19 protein-coding genes are annotated in these 24,697 nt (G+C 37.8%); 4 read left to right on the forward strand and 15 right to left on the reverse strand.

Going from position 1 to position 24,697, the window contains the following annotated elements:
• Nucleotides 1-124 precede the first annotated feature (124 nt).
• From carB to mgtE, 3 genes are all read left to right on the forward strand, one after another.
• A complete protein-coding gene (carB, locus tag ACLJX0_RS09695; RefSeq protein WP_410880023.1) occupies nt 125-2,977 on the forward strand; it encodes a carbamoyl-phosphate synthase large subunit in 2,853 nt (950 codons plus the stop codon).
• A 153-nt stretch (nt 2,978-3,130) separates the two neighbouring features.
• Nucleotides 3,131-4,441: a DNA recombination protein RmuC gene (locus tag ACLJX0_RS09700; RefSeq protein WP_410880024.1), complete on the forward strand. Its 1,311-nt coding sequence runs from the start codon at nt 3,131-3,133 to the stop codon at nt 4,439-4,441.
• Between the two features lie 155 nt (nt 4,442-4,596).
• Nucleotides 4,597-5,910 (forward strand): magnesium transporter, encoded by a 1,314-nt coding sequence (gene mgtE, locus ACLJX0_RS09705; protein WP_410880025.1) that lies wholly within the window; start codon nt 4,597-4,599, stop codon nt 5,908-5,910.
• Nucleotides 5,911-6,042: 132 nt separating this feature from the next.
• Here the strand turns inward: mgtE and ACLJX0_RS09710 are convergent, their stop codons facing one another.
• The 5 genes from ACLJX0_RS09710 to ACLJX0_RS09730 form a co-directional block, all read right to left on the reverse strand.
• The gene (locus ACLJX0_RS09710; protein WP_410880026.1) at nt 6,043-6,264 is read right to left on the reverse strand and encodes a hypothetical protein; all 222 of its coding nucleotides are present in this window, start codon (nt 6,262-6,264) and stop codon (nt 6,043-6,045) included.
• Nucleotides 6,265-6,293: 29 nt separating this feature from the next.
• Complete coding sequence (locus ACLJX0_RS09715; protein WP_410880027.1) at nt 6,294-7,538, reverse strand: MFS transporter; 1,245 nt, start codon at nt 7,536-7,538, stop codon at nt 6,294-6,296.
• 305 nt (nt 7,539-7,843) lie between these two features.
• Complete coding sequence (locus ACLJX0_RS09720; protein WP_410880028.1) at nt 7,844-8,089, reverse strand: hypothetical protein; 246 nt, start codon at nt 8,087-8,089, stop codon at nt 7,844-7,846.
• A gap of 7 nt (nt 8,090-8,096) precedes the next feature.
• Complete coding sequence (locus ACLJX0_RS09725) at nt 8,097-9,476, reverse strand: MATE family efflux transporter (protein WP_410880029.1); 1,380 nt, start codon at nt 9,474-9,476, stop codon at nt 8,097-8,099.
• 150 nt (nt 9,477-9,626) lie between these two features.
• The gene (locus tag ACLJX0_RS09730; RefSeq protein ID WP_410880030.1) at nt 9,627-10,505 is read right to left on the reverse strand and encodes a PPK2 family polyphosphate kinase; all 879 of its coding nucleotides are present in this window, start codon (nt 10,503-10,505) and stop codon (nt 9,627-9,629) included.
• A 62-nt stretch (nt 10,506-10,567) separates the two neighbouring features.
• On the opposite strand from ACLJX0_RS09730, the gene ACLJX0_RS09735 reads away from it, so the two are divergent.
• On the forward strand, nt 10,568-11,407 hold the full coding sequence (locus ACLJX0_RS09735) for a DUF6929 family protein (RefSeq protein WP_410880031.1): 840 nt from the start codon (nt 10,568-10,570) through the stop codon (nt 11,405-11,407).
• Nucleotides 11,408-11,429: 22 nt separating this feature from the next.
• On the opposite strand, the gene ACLJX0_RS09740 is transcribed toward ACLJX0_RS09735, so the two are convergent.
• From ACLJX0_RS09740 to ACLJX0_RS09785, 10 genes are all read right to left on the reverse strand, one after another.
• Nucleotides 11,430-12,575, reverse strand: a complete 1,146-nt coding sequence (locus tag ACLJX0_RS09740) for an ABC transporter permease (RefSeq protein ID WP_410880032.1) — start codon at nt 12,573-12,575, stop codon at nt 11,430-11,432.
• 55 nt (nt 12,576-12,630) lie between these two features.
• On the reverse strand, nt 12,631-13,797 hold the full coding sequence (locus ACLJX0_RS09745) for an ABC transporter permease (RefSeq protein ID WP_410880033.1): 1,167 nt from the start codon (nt 13,795-13,797) through the stop codon (nt 12,631-12,633).
• A gap of 13 nt (nt 13,798-13,810) precedes the next feature.
• A complete protein-coding gene (locus tag ACLJX0_RS09750) occupies nt 13,811-14,797 on the reverse strand; it encodes an HlyD family secretion protein (protein ID WP_410880034.1) in 987 nt (328 codons plus the stop codon).
• A 12-nt stretch (nt 14,798-14,809) separates the two neighbouring features.
• Nucleotides 14,810-16,204 (reverse strand): TolC family protein, encoded by a 1,395-nt coding sequence (locus ACLJX0_RS09755; protein WP_410880035.1) that lies wholly within the window; start codon nt 16,202-16,204, stop codon nt 14,810-14,812.
• A 262-nt stretch (nt 16,205-16,466) separates the two neighbouring features.
• Nucleotides 16,467-18,098, reverse strand: coding sequence for an ABC-F family ATP-binding cassette domain-containing protein (locus ACLJX0_RS09760; RefSeq protein ID WP_410880036.1), 1,632 nt, complete (start codon nt 18,096-18,098; stop codon nt 16,467-16,469).
• Between the two features lie 176 nt (nt 18,099-18,274).
• Nucleotides 18,275-18,922 carry a hypothetical protein gene (locus ACLJX0_RS09765; RefSeq protein ID WP_410880037.1) on the reverse strand — a complete coding sequence of 216 codons (648 nt, stop codon included), beginning with the start codon at nt 18,920-18,922 and terminating at the stop codon, nt 18,275-18,277.
• A gap of 291 nt (nt 18,923-19,213) precedes the next feature.
• A complete protein-coding gene (trpB, locus tag ACLJX0_RS09770; protein WP_410880038.1) occupies nt 19,214-20,395 on the reverse strand; it encodes a tryptophan synthase subunit beta in 1,182 nt (393 codons plus the stop codon).
• A 296-nt stretch (nt 20,396-20,691) separates the two neighbouring features.
• Complete coding sequence (locus ACLJX0_RS09775; protein ID WP_410880039.1) at nt 20,692-21,339, reverse strand: peptidoglycan-binding protein LysM; 648 nt, start codon at nt 21,337-21,339, stop codon at nt 20,692-20,694.
• 287 nt (nt 21,340-21,626) lie between these two features.
• Nucleotides 21,627-23,486: an ABC-F family ATP-binding cassette domain-containing protein gene (locus ACLJX0_RS09780; protein ID WP_410880040.1), complete on the reverse strand. Its 1,860-nt coding sequence runs from the start codon at nt 23,484-23,486 to the stop codon at nt 21,627-21,629.
• 58 nt (nt 23,487-23,544) lie between these two features.
• Complete coding sequence (locus ACLJX0_RS09785) at nt 23,545-24,690, reverse strand: metallophosphoesterase (RefSeq protein WP_410880041.1); 1,146 nt, start codon at nt 24,688-24,690, stop codon at nt 23,545-23,547.
• Between the last annotated feature and the right edge of the window lie 7 nt (nt 24,691-24,697).

A 24,697-nucleotide genomic window follows, 5' to 3' on the forward strand; every position in this document is an offset into this window, starting at 1 on the left:
AAAGGTGTTACTCATTTGATGGTAACGCCTTTTTTTATACTTTGTCGAAAGCATCCGCATACAATCACACACACGATACGTACTTTTTAGACCAGGAGTACAATATACTAAACAACACAAGAAAATGCCTAAAGACACTTCTATCAAGACCGTTTTAATCATTGGTTCAGGACCAATCATCATCGGACAAGCTTGCGAATTTGATTATTCAGGTTCACAGTCAGCAAGATCATTAAGAGAAGAGGGAATTAAAGTTATCTTAGTTAACTCAAATCCCGCAACAATTATGACCGACCCATCGATGGCGGATCATATTTATCTAAAGCCATTAACTGCACGTTCAATCATTGAAATTCTAGTTGCTCATCCAGAGATTGATGCTGTATTGCCAACTATGGGAGGACAAACAGCGTTAAACTTATGTCTGGAGTGTGATGAAAAGGGAATTTGGGCAGACTTTGGTGTTCGTTTAATTGGTGTAGATATTAACGCGATTAATATCACAGAAGACCGCGAACAATTCAAACAATTATTAGAGCGTATTGATGTACCTGTTGCACCTGCACGCACAGCTACGTCTTACCTTCAAGGAAAAGAAATCGCACAAGAGTTTGGTTTTCCTTTAGTTATTCGTCCATCCTTTACCTTAGGAGGTACTGGTGCTGCTTTTGTACACCATGCAGAAGATTTCGACGATTTATTAACGAGAGGATTAGAAGCTTCTCCCATCCACGAAGTTTTAATTGATAAAGCGCTATTGGGATGGAAAGAATACGAATTAGAATTATTACGTGATAAAAATGACAACGTCGTAATCATCTGTACGATTGAAAATATGGACCCTATGGGAATCCATACGGGAGATAGTATCACCGTAGCACCTGCTATGACGTTATCCGATCGTACGTTCCAAAGAATGCGCGACTTATCTATCAAGATGATGCGTAGCATCGGAAACTTCGCTGGTGGTTGTAACGTACAGTTTGCGGTGTCTCCAGATGAAAAAGAAGATATCGTGGCCATCGAAATCAACCCACGTGTTTCTCGTTCATCAGCTCTTGCTTCTAAAGCAACGGGATATCCAATTGCAAAAATCGCTACGAAATTAGCCTTAGGGTATACCTTAGATGAATTGCAAAACCAGATTACAAAATCAACTTCTGCTTTATTTGAGCCGACGTTAGACTATGTAATTGTGAAAATCCCACGTTGGAACTTTGACAAATTTGAAGGAGCAGATAGAACCTTAGGATTGCAAATGAAATCCGTAGGTGAAGTAATGGGTATTGGACGTTCGTTCCAAGAAGCTTTACACAAGGCTACTCAATCCTTAGAAATTAAACGCAATGGTTTAGGAGCAGATGGTAAAGGATATACCAACTACGATCAAATCATCGATAAATTAACACATGCGAGCTGGGATCGTGTATTTGTGATCTATGATGCCATTCAACACGGAATTCCATTGAGCCGTATTCACGAGATTACCAAAATCGATATGTGGTTCTTGAAACAATACGAGGAGCTCTATCTATTAGAAAAAGAAATTTCAAATTACACCATCGAAACTTTACCTAAAGATTTGTTGTTAGAAGCCAAACAAAAAGGGTTTGCGGATAGACAAATTGCTCATATGTTAAAAACATTAGAGAGTAAGGTTCACGATTTACGTGATAAAATGGACATTCAACGCGTATTCAAATTAGTAGATACGTGTGCAGCTGAATTCCCTGCTAAAACACCATACTACTACTCTACCTTCGAAGCAGATATCCAAAAAGCAGATGGAACACGCTACGTATCGAATGAGAGTGTTGTAACAGACAAGAAAAAAGTAGTGGTACTGGGTTCAGGACCGAACCGTATCGGTCAAGGAATTGAATTTGACTACTCTTGTGTACACGGAGTGCTAGCGGCAGAAGAAGCAGGATATGAAACCATTATGATCAACTGTAATCCAGAAACAGTTTCTACCGATTTTGATACAGCAAACAAATTGTATTTCGAACCTGTATTCTGGGAGCATATCTACGATATCATCCGTCATGAGAAACCAGAAGGCGTAATCGTTCAATTAGGAGGTCAAACGGCTTTAAAATTAGCAGAAAAATTACACCGTCACGGAATCAAAATTTTCGGAACAAGCTTTGACGCTTTAGACTTAGCAGAAGATCGCGGACGTTTCTCTACCTTGTTAGAGGAGTTAAACATCCCATTCCCACAATTTGGTGTAGCTAAAACAGCGGATCAAGCGTTGCAATTAGCAGATCAATTAGACTTCCCATTATTAGTTCGTCCATCGTACGTATTAGGAGGACAAGGAATGAAGATTGTCATCAATAAAAAAGAATTAGAGGAGCATGTCATTGATTTATTAAACCAAATTCCAGGTAACTCTCTATTATTAGACCACTACTTAGATGGAGCTATCGAAGCAGAAGCAGATGCAATTTGTGACGGTGAAAATGTGTATATCATCGGAATCATGGAGCACATTGAACCATGCGGGGTACACTCCGGAGATAGCCACGCGATGTTACCGCCATTTAACTTGGGAGAGTTTGTATTAAATCAAATCAAAGATCACACAAGAAAAATCGCAGTAGCGTTACAAACCGTAGGTTTAATCAACATTCAGTTTGCCATTAAAGACGATATCGTTTACATTATCGAAGCGAATCCAAGAGCGTCTAGAACGGTGCCATTTATTGCAAAAGCGTACGGAGAGCCTTATGTAAACTATGCGACAAAAGTAATGTTAGGCCACAACAAAGTAACTGACTTTACCTTTAATCCTCAGTTGAAAGGATATGCCATCAAAACACCTGTATTCTCTTTCAATAAGTTTAGAAATGTGAATAAAGCTTTAGGCCCAGAGATGAAATCAACCGGAGAAAGTATCTTATTCATCGACAACTTAAGAGATGATCAATTCTATGAAATCTATTCTCGTAGAAAAATGTACTTAAGTAAATAAAAATAGAAAAGCCCTCGTGATAAACAAGGGCTTTTTTTTTATAGTAACTACAGGTCCCCCTTCACTTGCTATTTTGCTACAAATAAGAACAAGAATGATACCCTTGAACCGCACAATATTCTCTATTTTTGAAGCATAATCAAATGTTGTACCATGTCGCAAGAAATTATTCTCGGTTTTTTAGTCCTTCTAATTTTAATTCTCGTTTTTCTTTTGGGAAAAAAGGGATCTAAATCTTCTTCAACCACTGCTGAAACGCTACAAATGTTGGCTGAAAAAGAGTTTATTACGCAACAAAATCAACAATTGCAACGCGAAAAACTAAAGCTAGAAGAACAAACAGAGTTACTTCGTCAAGACAACCAAGAGTTAATTGCGCGTATTTCCATCCGCGAAACGGAGCTAGCCAACTTTAAAGAAAAACTGGATCTACAACAAAAACAAACCTTAGCGTTACAAGAACAATTTACGACCCAATTTGAAAACCTAGCTAATAAAATACTCGAAGAAAAGAGCGATAAATTCACCCAGCTGAACAAAGCACAGATGGAAACGATACTAACGCCTTTACAGGAAAAAATTGGCCTATTTGAGCAAAAAGTTGAGCAAACGCACAAAGAAAGTATCGATCATCATGCTGCTTTGCGTCAACAAATTTTTGGTTTACAACAAGTACACGCCAAGATGAGTGAAGAAACCCTCAACCTGACCAAAGCCTTGAAAGGAGACAATAAGATGCAGGGAAATTGGGGGGAAATGATCTTGGAAAGTGTCTTAGAAAAATCAGGCTTAGAAAAAGATCGAGAATATAAAACGCAACCGAGTTACACCAGTGATCAAGGCAATCGTCTACAACCCGATGTGGTGATTTACCTCCCCGATCAACGCCATTTGGTCGTGGATTCCAAAGTGTCCTTGGTCGCCTATGAACAATATATCAATACCACAGAAAAACAGGAACAAAACCGCTATTTGCAAGAGCATATCCTCTCGATTAAACGACATATTGAAAACTTGTCAGACAAGAATTACTATGAACTCTACAAAGGAACGAGCCCAGATTTTGTCTTATTGTTTATTCCGATTGAAACGGCATTTTCTGTAGCTGTAAATGCAGATAACGCACTTTATACCAAAGCCTTTGAAAAGAATATCGTCATTGTAACTCCTTCCACTCTACTCGCTACGTTACGCACAGTAGAAACGATTTGGAGACAGCAAAAACAACAAGAAAATGCGTATGAAATTGCCCGTCAAGCTGGACTTCTACACGATAAATTCGTTGGGTTAATCAATGATTTAACGAAGATCGGCAGAAAACTAGAAGAAACGCGAAATGAATACGACAGCGCCTTCAACAAATTAAGTCTCGGCAAAGGCAACTTATTAACCTCCGTGCAAAAATTAAAAGATATGGGCGCAAAAACGAAAAAAACAATTGATCCTACTTTGTTAGAGGAATAGCTTTTGTTTGTTGTTTTTAAACCGTAAACTATCTCCTTTTTTTCCTTACTTTTATTATTAGAATACAATTAGAAATTTTAATTTTCTATAACTTAGCGTTACTTTTGCACTCGAATTGAAGAAATGATTGTTAAACACTTTATAAAATCTTACCTATGTTTTTTAAAGATATGCACCCAGCCGACATAGCTGAAGCTATTTCAGAAATGAGAAGAAGAGAACGAAATCTTCATTTTCTAAAGCTTTCTCCTGAGCTGAAGGTCGAAGTGTTTTCATTTCTAGATATTAATATTCAGGAAGAAATTGTGCGTAGCATGACGCGTGAGGATTACGCTGAGGTACTTAATAACCTAGAACCGGATGATAGAACGGAACTCTTGGAGAACTTCCCAGATGAATTAATTAAGTATTCAATCAACTTATTAAATGATACAGAAAAGCAAATTGCATTAAATTTAATAGGTTACAAAGAAGATAGTATTGCGCGTTTAATGACGCCTTTATATATTCAGACCAAAGCGAATAAAACAGTAAAACAGGTGTTTCAACACATCAAAAAATATGGTAAAAAGGCCGAAACGCTCAACTATATATATGTTGTAGACGACCACAATGTTTTGATTGATGACTTGCAAGTGGGGCAATTGTTGTTGGCGGATGAGGATACACTCATTGCTGATTTAATTGACCACACCTTTGTTTCCTTGGTAACAACAACCCCAATGGAAGAAGCCTTCGATGATTTTGAGAAATACGATCGCTCGGCTTTACCTATCATCACCGAAAAAGGAGTCTTGGTAGGGATTGTTACCTTTGACGACATCTTAGATAAGATTAAAGAACGTGATACCGAAGACATTCAGAAATTCGGGGGGATGGAAGAGTTGGATTTATCCTATACCCATACGCCCCTTATAGAATTAGTAAAAAAACGCGCTGGATGGTTGATTGTCTTATTCTTGGGAGAAATGCTAACGGCATCAGCCATGGCTTACTATGATCAAGAGATTGAAAAAGCGGTGGTATTGGCACTATTTGTACCACTTATTATTTCCAGTGGAGGAAACTCTGGATCCCAAGCAGCATCCTTAATTATTCGTGCTATGGCCATTGGTGAGCTTAAACTAAGCGATTGGTGGTATGTGATGCGTAAAGAAATTGCCTCTGGTCTTATGCTAGGTGGTATTTTGGGAATCATCGGATTTGTGCGTATTTTCATCTGGCAAGAAGCAGGAATTTACGACTATGGTGAGTTTTGGTTGTACGTTGGTTTAAGTGTTTCCATTTCTTTGCTGTTCATTGTCTTATGGGGAACCTTATCGGGTTCTATTATCCCATTTGCCTTGAAAAAGTTCGGCATGGACCCCGCCACAGCCTCTGCTCCCTTTGTAGCAACCTTAGTAGACGTTTCAGGTTTGATTATCTACTTTTCTATCGCAGCGATGTTCCTTACAGGAAAACTATTGTAAATCAACTAAAAATACTATAAAAAAATCCGATAGGTTTGCTATCGGATTTTTTATATGAACTACCAAAAGCATATTCCCTTTTGGATTCTTTATCTTTTAATTCATATCTATCTTTTCTCTACAAAGAGAAACTTAGTTAGCTCCTTTACTCGTTGGCAATTGGCTGCCTTCATCGATTAGGTGTATATTTTTATCGATGTTGTAGTATAGCTGTGGATTCACCGTGTCTTGATAAAAGGCTATGCTTGTTTGATATTCATCGGCATAGACCAATGCTGTTTGTGTACTACCACACGATACTAAAGCCATAACGACTACCAATATACCAGGATAAAAAAGAATAGTATATTTCATTTGTTTCTATTTTTAGGGAAGTTACAAAATTATTCTTCACTAAAAGAAACTTTTTTCATATTCGGTAAGAAGCAAGCAATAATACCTAGTAACGGTAAATACGCGCATACGCTATAAATATACTCAATTGAGGTATGATCGGCCCACCAACCTAAAATCGCAGACCCCAATCCGCCCATACCAAAAGCAAACCCATAGAATAAGCCCGATACCATTCCGATTTTCTTGGGAAGTAATTCCTGTGCATATACCAAAATAGAAGGAAAAGCAGAGGATATAATAAACCCAATAATCACAATGAGAATACCCGTCCAGGCCAAACCAACATGAGGCAATAACAACGTAAAAGGAGCCGCTCCTAGTACCGAAAACCAAATAATGTATTTTCGTCCGACTTTATCTCCCAAAAATCCTCCGATTAAAGTACCTAAAGCTACGGAAATCAAGAAGTAAAACAAATACACTTGTGCTTGTACTTCTGTAATCCCAAATTTATCCATGGTATAGAACTGGAAGTAGCTCGAAATACTCGCTACGTAAAAATACTTGGAAAAAATGAGCAATAGCAATACCACAATGGCACTATTGACTCTAAAGGTTGATAGCATCGGAATGCGTATTTTCTTTTTCTCTTTGGCCGTTGCGGCTTGTCTTAAAATGCCTTTGTACCACGTACCAATAAAGTAATAAACAAACTGCGCTATAATTGCCACAACCACAAACCACAACAAGTGTTGTTGTCCTTGAGGTAAAACAAGCCAAGCGACTAAAAGTGGAGCTAATGCAGTTCCTGTATTTCCACCAATTTGGAAGATGGATTGCGCCAAACTTCGCTTTCCTCCTGAGGCTACATAAGACACACGAGAAGATTCTGGGTGGAAAATAGACGACCCTATTCCAATACAGGTTACAGCCACTAATACCCATAGATAACTCGGGGCAAATGCCAATAAAACAACACCTAAGGTGGTACACAACATCCCGTAAATCTGAGAATATGGTTGTGGTTTTTTATCGGTATAATTTCCTACTAAAGGCTGAAGTAAAGACGACGACATTTGATAAAAGAATGTAATCAAGCCAATCTGTGCAAAACTCAACTGATAATTCTCTTTTAGTAAGGGATAGGTTGCAGGTACAACCGCTTGTAGTAAATCGTTACATAGGTGTCCAAAACTAATCGCTAACAAGATAGGATAAACTGTCTGCTGTGATAAGGTTTGTTTATTCACCTTTTCCAACACTTTGTGTTGAATACTTAAAATTTTGTTCATATCCACCATTTTCAAGTACACAAAGGTAGCGAATTTTCATCCTGCTAACGCTTTTTACGTGCCCCCAGTATCATTACTACTAAAAGCGCCGTATTTTATTGACAAACATTTTAAAATCTAAAATAATACACAAAAATACTTCCGTAAATGCATCAATTGCACCAAAAAACAAAAGGACTTCTTCTAGAATTCAAAGCAAAACTGTGCTATTCGGCTTGACATATGACAACTTCAAATAAAAAAACAGCTGCAAAAAAGAAGATTCCTTCTCTTTTACAGCTGTCCTTTACTATGATCGAAATCAATTAGTCTTCTAATTCTTCCGACTCCACATAGCGAGCCATTTCTCTTTCGTAGAACTCCCCAGCTTGTACAACCAAAGTTTCCATTTCTCCTTCTACTTCAGATTCTTCGGACTCTTCAATGCTTTCTAAAAACTCAATTTCATCCGTATTTAAGTTGATGATGAAACGAGGAAACTCTAAGTGTATAATAAAGATATCATCTAAGTGATCTGTATTATCTGCTAAAACAAATTTTGGTAATTGCATTATATATTTAATTTAAATTAGTAGTAATCAATCGATTGGAAATTTGATAAAAACGAGCATAAAGCAAAATAGCTGCAGTTGTTAATCCAGCGAGTAATCCAATCCAAATACCTGGCGTTCCAACACTTGTATATAAACTCAAATAAATAGACAGTGGAAATCCAACAATCCAATACGAAATAAAGGTAATAATCATAGGAACATTTACATCTTGTAAACCACGTAAAGCCCCTAGGGTTACCACTTGCATACAATCGGAAATTTGGAACACAGCGGCTACTAGCAGCAGTTGTCCTGCTATTTGGATTACCTCTTCATTCATTACAGCATTCGTTACATCCTTAGCATCTAAGAAAAGGAGGGGAATATAGTTGTGAAACAAAACGAACAACAAAGCAAAGAGAATATAAATACCCAAAGCCATCAACATAATCGAACGAGCTACGGTTCGCATATAGGTATAATTCTTTAATCCCATTTGATTTCCTACGCGAATTGTAGCAGCTACTCCTAACCCACTGGCAAACATAAACGTCATCGACGACATACTCAAGGCAATTTGATTGGCCGCTTGAGAAACAGTTCCCAACATACCCGACAACCAAACCGCTCCAACAAATAGGGCTACTTCAAAGAAGCTCATTAATCCTGACGGTACACCAATCTTCGCAATTTGTTTCAATACGCTCTTTTTGATCTCACTGAACTTTACTTGGTTCATAAAAGGCTGAAACATTGCCTGCCTTTTCAAGGCAAAATGCATATAAATAATCATCACCACACGAGAAATCAACGTTCCATAAGCCGCACCTAGCATTCCCAAAGCTGGGAAAAACCAAATTCCATAAATTAATAAATAGTTGAACAACAAATTCACCCCATTACAAATCAACGTTGCATACATGGAGTTCTTGGTTTGTGATTTACCATCTGCAAATTGCTTGTATCCTTGGTACATCACCAAAGGAATAATAGATAAGGCCACAATATCCAAAAAGGGTTTAGCTAATTGCGTTACTTCCTCAGGTTGCCCCATATAAACCAAAAAGGGCTTTGCCAAAAAGATAATCGTAAACAGCACAACCCCTACAACTATACACAGAAACAATCCGTTGACAAAAGTTGATCGTCCACCTTCTATATCATTAGCAGCATCGCTTTTTGCAACAAAAGGTGTAATCGCAGTAGAAAATCCTACTCCCAAAGAAATGGCGATAAACACAAAACTATTGGCCAAAGAAGCGGCTGCTAGTTCTGTAGGTCCAATTTTACCCACCATAATATTGTCAATAACTCCAACCACGGTATGTCCTAACATGGCTAAAATAATTGGATAGGCTAATTGAATATTATATCGGAACTCTTTGATATAAATAGATAGATTCATGGATGTAAAAATTTGTGCAAATATACTGACAAGAAAACGAAAGAATCAGTCAAGAGAATAAATTCTTTCTCAAGCAGAACGAAAACAAAGGTCAATCAAACATCAGTGTTCCGTTATCGTTTGCCTAAAAAGAGAAGCATCTGTTGTTTTCTACTCGTCTTCTGAGAGCAAACGCTCTCTATACTTGGACAAATTTTCTTGAATGTGTTCTGGTAATTCAGGCATACTCACATCCGTTAAACGTGCTGTTACTTCAAGCAAAATATGAGCAAAAATATAGCGACACAAAGATTTATTATCTGCGGGAATTACATACCACGGACAGGTTTCTGTAGCTGTTTTTTCAATACTTTCTTCGTAATATTGTTGGTACTCCTCCCAAAACTCACGCTCTCGAACATCTTCAGGAGCAAACTTCCAATGGTGCTTTTTCTTTCCTAATCGACGAAGAATACGCTTTTTCTGCTCCTTTTTACCCAGATGCAAGAAAAACTTCAACACAATCACCCCATTATTGCTGATGTGCTCCTCAAAATTGACAATTTCCTGATATCGCTTGTCCCAAAAATCTTGGTCTAACTGTTCTATGCTTGTAATTTGAGGAAGACGTTCATTCAAAACAATTTCGGGATGCACCCGTGAAACCAACACATTTTCGTAATGGGTGCGATTGAACACAGTAAACTTTCCCTTTTCAGGCAGTGCAATATAATGACGCCATAAATAATCGTGTTCTAATTCATTGGAGGTGGGTTTTTTAAAACTCTGAACCACAACCCCTCTTGCATTAAACGATCGAAATACTTCGCGAATCAAACTATCTTTACCCGCTGTATCCATTCCTTGAATACAAATCAAAAAACTATACCGATTATGGGCATACATCAATTCTTGAAACTTACTCAAGTGTCGACTCGCTTCTTTTAATTTGCGTAGAGCCTTTTTAGAACTCATCTCAAAATCAGGAAGGGTTGATAATTTACTTAGTTTCGTTTTCCCCGTAGCCTTATATTTATTTTCAAAACTCATATCAATTTAATTCATTAAGTAGTTCGGATGTATTAAATTTATAAAATTCAATTCAAGTAACCATGAGAAAATTGACGATATCGTTTCTATATCATATTATAGGGGCAAGTGCAGCTTCAGGTTTGTACTATGCAGAAGACAAATTACATCTGATTGCGGATGATAGCTCGTATTTATATCACTATGATATTCCATCCAAGCAACTACACAAAACCGCTCTTACCGAAGATTATATCGGAGAAGAGCATATGGCAAAAGCAGCAAAACCCGATTTAGAATCTCTGGCGTTTGATGGTGTCAATTATTATCTTTTCGGTTCAGGATCAACCGCCAATCGAACGACCTTGTATGAAATTCACCAATTGACGAATGAACCCATAAGCCAGCAATCTTTGGCCTTGTTATACGAATCAATGAAAGCTTTTGCTCATTTAGACGATGCAGATTTCAATATTGAGGGGGTAGTCTATGACAAAGAGACGTGGTATTTTTTTAATCGAGGCAATGGTCCAAAACAACAAAACGGCGTATTTGTAGTAACAGGCGAAAGTATTTTAGACAACTTTAGAATTACGTATACTCCGATGAAATTACCCAAATTAGACAAAGTTCAAACGGGGTTTACTGATGCAGTTTTGGTCGATCAAGACCTTTACTTCATTGCAACAGCTGAAGATTCAGGTTCGACTTATGCAGATGGTGAAATCAAAGGATCGATTGTGGGGAAGATTAACACCAAAAAAATGAAGGTCGAAAAAACCAAAACCATTAGTACTGATGAAAAATTCGAGGGAATCACTGTATATAAAAACTCCCCAAAAGAAGTCTCTTTCTTCTTGTGTACTGATCCAGATAATCCGGAATTACCAACATCGATTTATCAATTGACCATACAAAAATAGGATTGCAAAGCAATCCTATTTTTTATTCTATTTCTTGAGCCACTCGCTCTCCTTCTTTTCTTCTTAAACGCCAGTTAGACCATACGGCCAGCATAAAGTAAAACAAGCAAACCAACCACATCTGTAAAAACAAATCACGTACATCTTGTAAAGAAGCGCCGAATTGCGTCAAGGCGACAAATCCTTTGGTTCCCACTGTAGAGGGAATAAAAAAGGAAATCACCTTAATTGCGGTTGGAAAAGCAGTTGTGGGCCAAGATAATCCAGTCATCAACAAAGTTGGAATGGAAAATAGCGTCACCGTCATAATCGAATCTTCTCGGTGTTTAAACCAATTCGCCAGCGCCATTCCCAAAAAGGAAACTGCTAGTATAAAAGGTATCAAAAACAGCGTAACTTCCACAAGATTTCCTCGTTGTGGAAACGTAAAGACATGCATCACCACCCCAAGCACAATCCACATCATCAACATCGAAAGGATGAGATAGGCTAAACTCCTTCCAATCGTTAAAAAGAAGTTGGAAAAACGTCCTTGTGCAAAAGCAAAAGTAGTCGCAAATCGTCTTTTTTCACGCAATGTACCTGCTAAGATTCCCATTCCGTTGAGTTGTAAAGTTTGAACTGCAATTAAAAAAACAGCAGGCATCAAAAACGTAGCATATCCTCCATTAATATTAAACAGTGGTTTGGCTGTTACATCAAAAGGACGTCGAGTTGCTGCAGCTTGTTTCATTGGCATTCCACCAGCCATCATTTTATTGACTTCTACTTGCCCACCTAAAGTGCCTGCCGTAAGCATGACAGCTCCAAGGGTTTGTTTATAGTATAACATATAAGATGCATCACAATATGCTCCTAAAGTTGGCACTTTGCCTTTTTGTAAATCTCGACCAAAATGTTCTGGAATCACAATAATTCCTTTAATCTTTTCTTGGTAAAACGCTTCTTGAGCTAAATCCATACTAGCCGTGCGTAAATTCACCTTCAGTTGAGGGGTTGCATCCAGCATGCGATCAATTTGAAAACTCATTTTCGATTGATCTTGATTGACAATAGCTACAGGTAATTCGGTAATTACCTCTTTAGAGTAAACATAGGAATACACAAAAGCAACCAAGAGTACACATACAAGATAGGTAATCACAATGGCTGAATCCTTAAAAATCATTTTGACTTCTCTTTTACAAGACTCCCAAATCAAGGCACAGTTTTCAATTAATCCGTTAAGCATCATAGCCTCCTTTCTGTAATTTTTTATAATAAAAGGGTATTCCCACCAATCCTAAACAGATAAAAACAGCAAACGCAATCAAATAGCCTCCTTGTTCTGCATTAAATGAAATTCCGCGAATCGCGTAATTTACTACAAAACGCATATAGGAATGAAAAGGAAAAACGTAGTTTACACCGCGTACAAATCCGCTCATTCCCTCAGGAGGAAATGTATAGCCTGCAAACGAAAATGCTACCGCTGCATAGGCGCCACCAATAGTCAAAGCAATACGCAAACTATTCATAATCGAAGCCAAGAAAAAAGCCATGCTTTGGCAAACCAAGATAAATAAGAAGAAAAATGCATTTAGCACGAAGAAATTCCCCTTAAATGGCATACTCAATTGGTAGAACACATAACTATTCATATACAAGCCCAACACCATAAAAACCAAAGTATAAGGCATTATTTTTGCCAATACTACAACGTACATTTTATTGTTCGCTCGTTCGAGTAGTTCATTTCCTTTTCTATATTTTAGATCTACACCAAAAACGAAAATCGAGACCACTAGCATAATAATTTGCAAGGCCATTGGCATAAAAGCCAGACCTAAATAGTATTCATAACTCGTATACGGATTAAAGAGTACATGTTCTTCTACGTTGATGGGGGCTACAGCAGCTAATGCTTGATTTGGTGTTAGACCTCCCTGCTCTAAAGAGATTGTTCGAACCCCTGCAGCGAGATACCCTGCAGCTGTTTGAAAATCGCGCTGAATTAATCCTGCGGGCAGTAAATACTGCCCATTGTAATAACAAGTCACATTGGTTTTTACCCCTTTCTGTACGTTTTTTTGAAAATCTTTTGGAATGATAATCAACGCAAAAGAATCCCCACGACGCACTGTTTTTTGTCCTTCTAACTCATCGTTTACTTCATAGACAATTTGCATCGCCGCACTGGCATCAATAAAACTTGCTAGTTTACGTGAAGTACTACTTTTATCTAAATCGAGGATCGTTACTGGTAAATCTCGAGAAACCCCTTCTTTTAACAAAGCTCCATAGTACAGAAATAGCAAAAGCGGAATACCAAGAATCAACACCAAAATACGCGGTGTGGTCAGCATTCGCTTAAACTCTTCTTTCAATAGGGCTAAAAAACCTTTACTCACGTTATTTTTATTTTTACTTCAAACTACTTTCTACGACTAAAGCACTCATTCCTGGTCTTAACCCTTCCACTTTTTGCGTTGGGTAGGCCTTAATCAAAAAGGTTTTCATATCAAAATCCCCTTTGGCTTTGGTCGCACTCCATGTTGCATAGTCTCCTTGTACAGCAATGTATTGTACTTCTAGCTCAATTTCTTGATCTCCTAAAGCGGGAACCTTAGCGTGAAATTTCGCATTCATTTTAAACTTAGGCATTAGATCCTCGCGAACATTAAAGTTCACCCAAACATCGTTTAAATCCACTAAGTTCACAATCGGATAACCCGAATTCACGATTTCACCTTTGTTTGGCATAATCGTATACACCTCTCCATCTTGTGGTGATTTCACTTCTCCTTCTCCTTTATAAATCAACACTTCTTCCACAGCCCCTTTCGCTTGGTTAAAAACAGCCAAAGCCGCCGCTTTATCTTCTGATCGAGCGCCACTTTTTGCCATTTGATAGGTTGCACTCGCTGCTTTTTCTACTTCTTGAGCAGCAATGTACTTCGCATAAGCTTCGTCTTTTTGTTGGGCTGGAATTACTTTTTCTTTGTATAAGTTTTCTACTCTAGCATAGGTTTTTTGTGCAAACTCTGCTCCAGCTTTTGCCTGTTGCCACATATTGTAAGCGGCTTGAATCTCTTCTTTACGCGCTCCTGTATTAGCTTTTGCATCTTGGGCTTGTGCCGCAGCCTTTAAGGCCTCGACTTGTTGTAATTTGGCATCAATTTCTGGGGTACTGATTTGAACTAAAACCTGCCCAGCCTGTACTTTTTCTCCTTCTTTAACCAGAATATTGTCAATTCGTCCTGGAATCTTTGACGATACATTAATCTGTGTCGCATCCACTTGTCCTTGTATATAACTCTCTTGTGGCGCACTCATATACCAAATAGAAACCGCGAAAACAATCGCTACCACTACAATTCCAACAATTGCGCTTATTACTTTATTTTTCATCTTACCTTCAATTTATTTTGCAAATTGGACAAATTCATTACTCAACCCCGTGTATTCAAATAGCGATGCTACATTGGCTACATAATTAAAATGCGCTTGTATTTTTTTTAGCTTCACTACGGATAAATTCAGCTCTGCATCCACAACTTCAGTTGAGGTTGCAAATCCTTCGACAAAAGCTTTATTGCGCACGCGAAGGTACTCTGTAGCCATAGCCTCTTGCGTGGTTAAACTCTCAATTTGTTCCTGTTGTTTTAGGATATCTTGGTATAGTTTCGCCACTAACATTTTGATATCAGACTTTGCCTTTTCTTCAAATAGTTCCACACTTTCTCTGGTAGCTTTGGCTGCTCTAATTTCATTTCTATTCTTCAATCCTTCAAATAAAGTATAGGTTACTCCAATACCCACCGTCCAAGGTTTATTATTGTCATAAAGCACATCTAATCCACTGATGGGATTGTTGTGTGCCAAAATCGTTTGTCCAAAGGCTACTACCGTAGGGTAATTGGATGATTGTTTTGCTTTAATTCCCTGCGTAGCTAATTCCTTTTGTAAGGCTACTTTTTGCAAGGCTGGATAGTGATTTTCCGCCGAAACTTGATAGTAATCCAGCTGTTCTAACTGAGGCAAAATAAAAAAATCACTGCTCAAATCAGCTGTTACCTCTTCTACTTCCATGGTATTAGCTAAGGCTAAACGCGCCAAAGTAGCATCTTTCTTTGCCGCTTCAAACTCTCGATTGGCATCTGAAACCGCTACATCAGCAGCCATACGTTGTACAGGGGCAATCATGCCATTTTCTTCTAATTTCAACGCATCATGTTGATGTTTTTCCATGCCCGTCAATACTTCTTGGCGAACAACTAACGCACGTTCCGCCAATTTTACGGAATAGTAGCGAACAACGAGTTCTGATATTAATTTATGCTTGGTTTGCTCTATGTCTTTTTCTCCAATTTCACTTTTTATCTTACCAGCTTTGACTGCAGCGTTAATCTTACCTCCTGTAAACAACGGCCAAGTAGCCATCAATCCACCAAAAGCCATGTCTCGTTTATTGAAATCTACAGACCAATTCCCTAAGACTTCAGAACTCGGCAAATGCACAAAATCCCCAACTTGGTTTCGAAGGCCATTAAAGTCCAATCCCAACGAACGATCCATGTAAATCCCCATTCCAAAAGCTTTCACCGATGGCGAACGCAACCCTTTCATAGCCTTCCATTCATATTGATGAACTTCCTCTTGTTTTTCCATTGCTTTCAGCAAGCTATTTTCCTCATTCATCACACGCATAGCCTCAGAAAAAGATAGACTTTGACTATAACTATTCTCCGAAAATGCAAAGCAGAAAAAAGTTCCCCCGATAAGTAGAAAAAAACGTTTCAAGTTTATTCTTTTCATTCACTTAATGTTGTTAATTACACATAAATGCTTCAATAAATATACAACCTTTTTCATTTTATGAAACACTATTTTTAATCCTTTTACAAATATAGTACTATCCCTGGACAGTAAAAGAAAAAGCCACATTGTTTCCTGCTAATTCTAGTGAATTACACCACTAAAGAAATTAAAAAAACAAACTCCTTCCCTTAAAAGATTCACAAAACACATGCCAATTTTTAAGAGAAGGAGTTTATACTCTTTTTATTTCATTTTACGCCTATTTTTCAATTTCGCGTAAACTTTCCATTTTTTTATGGGCTAGGAATCCTTTAATATCCTCAAAATGTTCTTTCACACGTTTATTACCAAATTCAAATACTTTTTCAGCCAATCCATCCAAGAAATCACGGTCGTGAGAAACCAAGATTACGGTTCCTTCAAAATCTTTCAATGCCGCTTTGATGATGTCTTTGGTTTTCATGTCCAAGTGGTTGGTTGGCTCATCCAGAATCAAAAGGTTATAAGGTTCCAACAGGAGCTTCACCATCGCTAATCGCGTTTTTTCTCCTCCTGAAAGTACTTTTACTTTTTTCTGAATATCATCTCCAGAAAACATAAAAGCCCCTAAGATATTTTTAATTTGCGTGCGGATATCCCCTTCTGCAATGCGATCTACGGTTTCAAAAATGGTTAAATCTCCATCTAACAAAGACGCTTGGTTCTGTGCAAAATACCCTACTTGACTATTGTGTCCTAATTCGATGGTTCCCGTATAGTCGATTTCACCCATAATTGCTTTGATCATGGTTGATTTTCCTTCTCCGTTCTTTCCGACAAAAGCTACTTTTTGTCCACGTTCTACCACCATATTAGCATCCTTAAATACCACATGATCGCCATACGTTTTCCCCATTTCAGTAACAGTAACTGGGTATTGACCTGAGCGTGGCGCTGGAGGGAATTTCAAGCGCAGAGCAGAATTATCTACCTCATCCACTTCAATAATTTCCAATTTCTCCAACATTTTTACGCGCGATTGCACTTGTAAAGTCTTAGAATAGGTTCCTTTAAAACGCTCGATAAATTCTGTCGTTTCTGCAATCATCTTTTGTTGCTCTTCGTAAGCTTTCAACTGATGCGCTCTACGATCTTGGCGCAACACCAAATAATCTGAGTATTTCGCTTTGTAATCGTAGATTTTACCCATCGTCACTTCAATCGTTCGATTCGTGATATTATCTACAAAAGCACGGTCATGGGAAATCACCATTACCGCTTTGGCTTGGGTCAATAAGAAATCCTCTAACCACTGAATACTCTCGATATCCATGTGGTTGGTTGGCTCATCGAGTAAAATCAAATCCGGTTTTTGCAATAAGATTTTCGCCAATTCAATGCGCATTCTCCATCCTCCACTGAATTCAGACGTTGGACGAGTAAAATCCTCACGCAAGAACCCCAATCCCTTCAACACTTTCTCAACTTCAGCTTCGTAGTTTACTTCTTCAATCGAATAAAACTTCTCACTTAATTCCGATACGCGTTCGATGAGTTTCATATACGCATCACTTTCGTAATCCGTGCGTACCGTCAACTCTTCATTGATTTGCTCAATTTCGTTCTTCATGGCGAAAATTTGAGCAAACGCTTTTGACGTTTCTTCAAAAACAGTACAATCATCTGCAGTTAATAAATGCTGAGGTAAATAAGCAATCACTGCTTCTTTTGGTGCCGCAACAACCCCAGATGAAGGTTTGTTTACTCCAGCTACAATTTTAAGCAAAGTAGATTTACCCGCGCCATTCTTCCCCATTAAGGCAATTTTGTCATTTTCATTAATGGAGAAACTTACGCCACTGAAAAGCGTTGTGCTACCAAATTGGACAGCAACATCATTAACTGTTATCATCTTGTATTTTTATTAAACCGGTGCAAATATAGTATTTGTTTGTTTTGGATGGGGATATTTTTATTGGGATCCCGTACAAAAGAAATAAAGGATGCGTTTTCTTTTGTACTCCTTATATATATAAGGAGTACAAAAGTCCTTTTCACGTCATGCTGCTACCTTATTATTTTGCTTCCTTATTTTGCTTCCTTATTTTGCTTCCTTATTTTTTCAATGTCTCTTTTTACTATAAAAACCGCTAAAGGTTCCTGTAAAAAATTAAGAAAATACAGTAAATAAAAAGTCATAACCAAGAAAGAAAAAAATAGAAATACGATAGATTTCATATTACTCTTAACCCATATTTCAACGGGAATCAATAAAGGCACAACCGTAAAAATAAACCATAGAACTGAACAAAATAACAGGATAACAATACAAACTAACACCACTAAAACAAGAAGATCTAAAACATTCCATTTTACTTTCACTTCTTCATCTTCAAATCGAATCCTACCTTGAGCCTTCTTTAATACCCACCAATCTATATAATTTAGGGTTCTCTTTAACTCAATAAATTTCATGATGTCAGCTGCTCTTGCTTTAATGCCAGTTTCTAAATAAAAATCTTTTTCCCTCGCTTGTGGCTTTTTAAATTTACTGATGTACTTTTTACCTAATAGCGCCAGCGGTACTTCATCTTTCTTCATAAGATCGCTAGACTTGCGACGTTTTTTTTCAAAAAAGATTAAACCTAGTAAAGCGGTTAACGTAGGACCAACACTTTTTCCTATATTGATTAATGATTCAACTGTAGGAATTAAATTAATTACTTCTTTATTCATAACTATTAAATTTTCACACGAGCAATAGTACTCCTAAAAAACAAAACAAGCAACCCTAATTACTTTAACAATTCAAACTATTGAAATAAAAAATACAAATAATCAAATTATTTCACAGTATAAATTCATTTTACCTATATTTTTAAACAAAAACCACAACTCCATATGCTTAAAAAAAGTAAAGAGACAAAGCAGCTACATTTTAAAGATCAACACCTAAACAATAAGTGAAAACAGGCTGTGTTACGCATAAAAAAAGCCCACTCCTACGTGGGCTTTTTCCTGAAAAAACTACAACTGAAAGTAGTTGGTGTAATTTTGTAAATCCTTATCCCCCCTACCGGAAAGGTTTACGACTACGATATCAGTTGGTAAAAACGTTTTGTATTTGAGTGCTGCGAGGGCGTGTGAACTTTCGATGGCAGGAATGATTCCCTCTAATTTGCACAGTTCCAATCCAGCCTCCATTGCTTCGGCGTCTTTGATGGCAAAGAATTCCGCGCGATTTTCCTGTTTCATCAAAGCGAATAAAGGACCAAAACCTGGGTAATCCAAACCCGCAGAGATAGAATACGCTTCCAAGGGTTCTCCCGCTTCATCTTGCATAAGCAAGGTTTTACTGCCGTGCAACACTCCCGGTTTGCCGATAAAAGAAGTGGCTGCTGTTTGAGGAGTATTCGCTCCCATTCCTCCACCTTCTGCTACGATGAGCTTAACCTCTTCTTGCTCTAAAAAGGAGTAAAAGGCCCCCGTAGCATTACTTCCTCCTCCTACGCTAGCGACAACATAGTTGGGTTTATCTACGCCTTCTTTTTCCAGTAATTGCTGTTGAATTTCTTTGGAAATGACGGATTGAAAACGTCCTACCATATCAGGATACGGATGAGGCCCTACTACAGATCCGATTAAGTAATACGTATCTGTTGGGTTTTCAATCCAGTAGAGCAAGGCTTCGTCTACAGCTTCTTTTAGGGTTTGGGTTCCCGTTTTAGCGGCGCGAACCTCAGCACCTAACATTTTCATGCGCGCAACATTGGGTGCTTGGCGTTCAATATCGGTAGCTCCCATAAACACGATACATTCTAATCCCGCTAAGGCACAAACCGTAGCTGTAGCTACTCCATGTTGCCCTGCTCCAGTTTCAGCTATAATTCGCTTCTTTCCTAGGCGCTTTGCCAGTAAAACTTGACCAATGGTATTGTTGATCTTATGTGCTCCTGTATGACATAAATCTTCTCGCTTTAGATACACTTTGGTATTATACAGAGCAGATAAGCGCGCCGCATAATACAACGGTGTTGGTCTACCGACATAATCGGCCAATAGCTGTTGAAATTCTACCTGAAACATAGGGTCTTCCATAATTTCGACATATAGGGCTTGTAGTTCTGCTACAATAGGTTGTAAGGTTGGAGGGATAAATGCTCCTCCAAAATCACCGTAAAATCCGGCTTGATTGACTTGATACTTCATCTTCGTTTGTTTTATACGATTCGTTATTTTTTTAATTTTTGGGCACAAAAAAAGGGCTTGTCGTGATGACAAGCCCTTAGAGGTGTAGGAATAATATACTTCGTTCCGTTATATTTTTTCTTCATACATACCAATAGCAGGACAGCTCACGACGTCTTGACGTAAGTTGTTCCACCACCAATTGTTTGTATGTTTAAAATTCATTACTGTTATTTTTACAGGTGTAAAGGTAGGAATTAATTTTTCACCACCAAATAAAAAAAGGTGATCTGTTTAACAGACCACCTTTTATGCGTTTACAGCATAACTAATGCATTCTTCTCTGGATCAATCTCTGAAACATCATACCCACTGAATTTTTTCAAGTAAGTCTTGATTGACGTTCCGTATCCATCGCTAAATGAATTAGCTCCATTACTTCTCAAATACTTTCTCACAGATCCTGCTCCACCTAGGTGAGCAGCGGCTAATATCCCCGACTCTGTGATTCTGATCCCGTCGATTCTTCGTCCTTCGAACGTTTTAATCTCATTTCTAAGAATCCACTTGTTTTTTGCAATCAGGGCATCAAATGCTTTTTCCTGTAATTGCGGATCATTCAAAAACTCTTCAGAATCAAAAATTCCTATTGATCTTAGAGCTAACCTTCCAAATTGGTATTTTCCGATATAACCAAACGAGTTGACAATTCGATACAAACCATTCGACTCTCTTGCGCCTAAGGCTTGTTTAAAACCAATATAGGTTTTCCCTGTAAATGGTATTACTGCCGCTTCCTCTGCCTTTACTTCCGTTATTTTTTCCTCAGGAAGATGGTAAGACAGCGCTTCAGTAGGGACAATTTTATACTGTTCTAAAAGTATTACTTCATACTTTTTAAAACCCGAAAAAACTCCACCTAATAGCAGTAATAAGCCAATAAAAAAAGAACATTTTTTCCTCATTAAAATTAATTTCTCAAGCCCTGTCACCACTTGAAATTTCACTACGCAAAGTTACCTTCTTTTTTAAATTTGCCTATTTTTTAATCGTTAAATTACATTCCCTTAACCTTCCATTTACACACAAACACTGATTAACAAAGAGATACAGCAAAAAACTTTAACATTTAAACTCTTGTAAAAATCTTAAATTTTTACTATATTTTATAGCTTTATTTCAATTTTAAAATAAAAAAAAGAGGGTGAATTGATTTTTTTTACCCTCTTTTCTTCTATTTTTATACGTAAAACTACTCTCCTTTTTTGGCTGATAATTCAAACCATCGTTCTTCTTTTTCTTCGAGTTCGTTTATTATTTTTTTCAATGCATTTGCTTTCTCGTCAATTTGATTTTCTTCCACCTTTCCGTCTGCAAATTCTTTTTCAATCTCTTGTTTTTGCTCTTCTAATTTCGTCATCTCGCGCTCTATTTTCTGCAGCTCTTTTTGTTCTTGGAACGTCAATCCATTTTGTACTTGGTTTTCCTTCCAGTTGACTTTTTCTTTAGGCGCTTCCTCTTTTACAGGCTCAATACTATCTTCATAGCTTCTAAAATCAGAATAATTCCCTGGGAAATCTTCAATTTCTCCTTCTCCCCTAAAGACAAATAAGTGATCGACAATCTTATCCATGAAGTAACGGTCGTGGGAAACCACCACCAAACAGCCTGGATAATCCAATAAAAAGCTCTCTAACACGTTCAGTGTGACAATGTCCAAATCATTGGTGGGCTCATCGAGAATCAAAAAATTGGGGTTTTGAATTAGCACAGTACACAAATACAAGCGTTTTAGCTCCCCTCCACTCAATTTCTCAACAAAATCATGCTGTTTCTTGCGATCAAATAGAAAACGCTCTAAAAGCTGTCCTGCAGAGATCGAACGCCCTTTCGCCAACGGAATGTACTCACCAAACTCCTTGATGACATCAATGACCTTTTGTTCGGGCTTAATTGAAATTCCCCCTTGTGTATAGTAACCAATCTTAATGGTTTCTCCAATCACCACTTTTCCTGTATCGGGTTTCATGGTTTGTGTCAGAATATTCAAAAAGGTCGATTTTCCAGATCCATTTTTTCCGATGATGCCAATGCGCTCTCCACGGTTAAACATATAGCTAAAGTCATTTAAAATTACTTTTCCATTGAATGACTTATTCAACTTGTGTAATTCTACTACCTTACTTCCCATGCGTTCCATGTTGATCTCCAGCTCCACTTGGTGTTCTTTTCTTCTACTACTCGCCTTTTCTTTGATTACATAGAAATCATCAATACGCGATTTGGATTTGGTCGTACGTGCTTTCGGCTGTCTACGCATCCAAGATAATTCCTTGACAAAAAGGTTTTGCGCCTTGTCAATACTTGCGTTTTCAGCAGCTATTCGCTCATCTTTCTTTTCTAAATAGTAGGAATAATTCCCCTTATATTGATAAATTAACCCGTTGTCTAACTCGATAATTTCATTGCACACGCGCTCCAAGAAAAAGCGGTCGTGCGTCACCATAAACAAGGTAATATTTTCTTTAGCAAAATAGTTTTCCAACCATTCAATCATCTCTAGATCCAAGTGATTGGTTGGCTCATCTAGTATCAATAAATCAGGTTTATTGATTAAAATAATCGCCAAGGCCAAACGCTTTTTCTGTCCTCCAGAAAGCGTTTTCACTTTCAACTTTAAATCCTCTAATTTCAGTTTAGTTAAAATCTGTTTGTATTGAGTTTCGAAATCCCAAGCATTGTGAATTTCCATCTGTTCGAACGCTTTTTGATACGCCTCTTCGTCCTCTGGGTTTTCTAATGCTTTTTCGTATGCTTCGATCACTTTAAGAATATCGCTATCAGAAGCGAATATGCTCTCTTCGATTGTCAATTCATCTTGCAAATTAGGTTCTTGCGATAGAAATTCCATGCGAATTCCCTTGCGAATAACTACTTGTCCGCTATCAGGATCATCCAATCCTGTTATTATTTTTAAAATAGTCGATTTTCCCGATCCATTTTTTGCGACAAAAGCAATCTTTTGATCTTTATTAATACCAAATGACACATTTTCAAACAAGTTATGCGCCCCAAAAGATTTCGATATATTTTCTACTGATAAATAATTCACTTCAACAAAATTTTGACAAAAATAACCTTTTATTCTCCATTTCAAAAAGTCCGCATTCTTATGCGTCCACTTTCTCCTTCTTATACGTACTCGTTAAGGTAACAACAACATATTCCGATTGTGTTCCGATGCGATAGCGTCCGCCCCAAATCCCGAGTCCCGAACTAATGTAATACTGGGTTGTTCCTTTTTTCAAATAGCCATGAGACTGTTCAAACAAATAATCCGTAATCCACGAAAAGGGCCACACTTGTCCGCGATGGGTATGTCCCGAAAACTGAAAATCCAGCTGCTGCTCTGCTGCGGCTTCTAAAGCGTAAGGCTGATGATCTAATACGATTTGTACTTGTTGTGGATGGGGTTGTACCAGTTGCTGTAGCGTTTTTCGATGGGGATTGGATTTATCATCTCTCCCAATGAGCTGAATTTGTCCCTCTAACACTTCCACTACCTCATCCCTTAGTACGCGAATATTCGCCTTTTCTAAAAAAGCCAAACTCATTTCAACATTGGCTAAATATTCATGATTTCCTAAACAAGCGTACACCCCCTGTTTACTTTTTATTTCGCGTAGAAGTTCATCTAATTTATAATAGGTCAACGGCAACAAACTATTATCAATAATATCCCCAGCAAATAAAACTACATCGGCTTGTTGGGCATTGATAAAGGTAACCCATCGTTTTAGTTCCTTTCTACTAATCGCATGCCCCAAATGTAAATCACTCAACACCACTATTCTTACCTCTTGACTTAAGGGCTTTTCTGTTTTTAAATTCAGTTGTACCACTTTTTTCCGATAGTAGTTGAGATTTCCTATCCAGGCAATTACTATGGTTCCCAATACAATACATCCAGCTTGCCACTGATATAAATGGAACAAAGGCGGGGTAATAGTGGCCAAATAATTGCCCATCAACGCCAATGCTACATCAGATAGCAACGCAAGCAAAAAAGCGTAAGTAATGAGCATGAGCCAGCCCGTTCCAACCTTGTATAAAACGGCTGCTTTGGGTACGCTGATACGCTTTCTAAAGGCAAAAAACAAAATAGGCGAAATCACCAACAAAGCTACCGCTACTCCATAAAGCACTTGAACACCCCAAATAGTAGATTCAAACAGAGGGTATACGCGGATTCCCAAATAAAGATTAGCAAAAAAATAAGCGATAAAAACCCCAGCAAACAACAATCTTCCTTTCATAAAACAA

Source organism: Myroides sp. DW712 (assembly GCF_046557355.1).
In the GTDB taxonomy this organism is placed as follows: domain Bacteria; phylum Bacteroidota; class Bacteroidia; order Flavobacteriales; family Flavobacteriaceae; genus Flavobacterium.